Raw genomic sequence first — 2,469 nt, 5'->3', positions numbered from 1 at the left:
GAGCTTTTTGCGATGTGCTTTTTTTGTGATTGGTAGCCGCGAAATAATTAGGTCAGTTTAGTGGCTTGAGACGTTTTTACTGTATAATCGACGCGGATGCAAGTGCATGACAGTGAACCGGGGTCGTAAAAGGGCGCACGAATCCTGTTATCCACAAAATTGATCTGTGGATGAGTTTTTCGGTGTTATCCAGATGTGGATATCTTCTTTACGCCACCAAGCTTCGCATCTTCTCGGCTTGGTTTTCTTTAATCCGCCCCAGTGCCATGGCCAGCATGACGCATAGCGCAAGTCCGCACCGCATCTTCATTTTTGTCATTCCTCGGATGGTGTGCAGTTCAAAGCCGAACGAAACATCTAGTCGGCTGTTCACGCGTTCCACTGCTGTTCGCTTACCATATTCTTTTTCCCATTTGTAGCTGGCTCGGTCAATCGGAGTAAAAATTCTACGGTCTACCGCTAGTGGGATGCGAATCCCTTGCGCTACCGGGCACTGTACTTGCCCTTTGCACTCAATGCCGAATTGCTTGGCCGGGCAAAGTTTCTTTAAGGTGTCACGGTCTTTTTCGAAACCACCATTACACATTTCGCGCTGCGTTCCCGTCTCTGGACAAACACAGGAAACCGTTCCCTTGTAGTCATAGACCACATTTTCTTTGCCTTCCAACACACGCGTTTTGTCAGCATCCTTCCACATGTTGCGAATATCGATCACTGGCTTGATTTGGTACTCATCCCAACACCTAACGAGCAGCTTTGTATCGTCATAGCCGCGATCTGCTGCCAACGTTTCGGCTGTTTTCAAGATTTCCGGTTGTCTTTCCTGCATCTGGCTTAGCAATGCATGCCCTTCGGTTATATCCGAAGCAGAGGCTTTTGTGAGCTTGAATGTCACCGGCAGTTCATACGTTGCATCTACCACTAAATGCAGTTTATAGCCAAACCATTTGATATGAAAATAATTCCCTCCCTGGGCATACTGATCTAAAAATGTCAAGTGCATGGAACCAATTCCCAGCAAAAAATGGGTATAGGGATGCCCGGGATAATCGTTGTAAATGTTTCCAGTAGTTATTGTGCTGGATTCTTCTGAACTTCGTAGCCTAATTGACGTACTTTAGCGATTAAATATCCTTCCATTCGATCCTGGTTTCGCTCCTGTAAAAAGTCTACACCTAACTCTTTATAGTGATCACGGTTTAACAGGATGTGATAGACAATGACTAAGATCTTATGAGCAATGGCTATAGTGGCCTTTTTCTGGCCTCGTCGTCTACTAAGCGCCCAATACTTGGAACCTAAATACGTTCTGGTTTTACTAGCTGCATGAGCGGCCTGACATAATGCTGTTTTTATTGCCTGATCCCCTTTGGTTGTGCGTGTACTTTTTTTTTACCAGCACTCTCATGATTACCGGGACATACACCTGCCCATGAAGCAAGATGCTGGGCTGTCGGAAACTTGGTCATATCGATTCCGATCTCTGCAATAATTACAGCAGCTACGTTCCGATCAACTCCTGGAATGGCATCCAGTCGCTCAACCAGCTCATTATAAGTAGCTAGTGCCTCATCGATCTTAGTCTCTACACTCAAAATACAGGCTTCCAATGATTCGAGGTGAGTTAGGATAGTATTCAGCAGAAAGCGATGGTGTTCAGTTAAGGTTCCTTGGAGTGCTTTTAGAAGTTTGGCGATTTTGGGCTTTACATTCCCATGAACCATCTCTTCTAATTCCTTGGCTGTGAGCGATTCGTTGTTCAGTAATGCCTTGAGAATTCGTAAGCCGGAAACTCCAAAGACATCTGACAATACCGAGCCCACTTTAATGTTGGCGTCTTCCAGAAACTTTAGAATTCGATTGCGTTCCGCCGTGCGTTGATGAATTAATTTTTTACGATAGCGGGTTAGGTCCCGAAGTTCTCGAAACGGCTTCGGAGGAATAAAACTGGCTTTAAGCAGCCCTTTGCGAAGAAGCTGAGCGATCCATTCACTGTCCTTAACGTCTGTTTTTCGTCCCGGAACATGTTTGATGTGTCTAGCATTCACAACCATCACTTCAAAATCAGGTTCAAGAATGTTATACACTGGCTTCCAATAGATTCCGGAACTTTCCATCGCGACATGAGTACAGCCATGGTTCGTTAACCAATCACTCAAAGCCAATAAATCCGAAGTCATTGTACCAAACGTTTCTGTCACCGTAATGGGACTTTTACTTAATGTCCCATTAATGACGGTCGCCACGACTGTTTCCTTGTGAACGTCTAACCCGGCACAACATGGAATTAAGTCTTGCATAAAGCACCCTTCTTTCATAAAAAATTGAACAGGGTTCGCTTCGATCAGAGACAAACAGTAATTTGATATTCGTGCTCGCAGCAACAGGAATTTGTGCTCAATGATCGATGCTGTCCGTTTAGTTCGCGGGGTCTGATATTGCTACCACCATAAAGATTTACGACTTACC

The 2,469-nt window shown here is 44.9% G+C and carries 1 protein-coding gene and 1 pseudogene; both read right to left on the bottom strand.

Annotation, left to right across the window (positions count from 1 at the left end; translation table 11 throughout):
• Nucleotides 1-208: 208 nt before the first annotated feature.
• Nucleotides 209-1,003, bottom strand: coding sequence for a transposase (locus L1765_RS15780; RefSeq protein ID WP_236408428.1), 795 nt, complete (start codon nucleotides 1,001-1,003; stop codon nucleotides 209-211).
• Nucleotides 1,004-1,071: 68 nt separating this feature from the next.
• Nucleotides 1,072-2,300, bottom strand: a pseudogene (locus L1765_RS15775) (IS110 family RNA-guided transposase).
• Between the last annotated feature and the right edge of the window lie 169 nt (nucleotides 2,301-2,469).

Source organism: Microaerobacter geothermalis, from assembly GCF_021608135.1.
GTDB lineage: Bacteria > Bacillota > Bacilli > DSM-22679 > DSM-22679 > Microaerobacter > Microaerobacter geothermalis.
The sequence above is the reverse complement of the archived record's forward strand: the minus strand, read 5'-3'. Positions and strand labels throughout refer to the sequence as shown.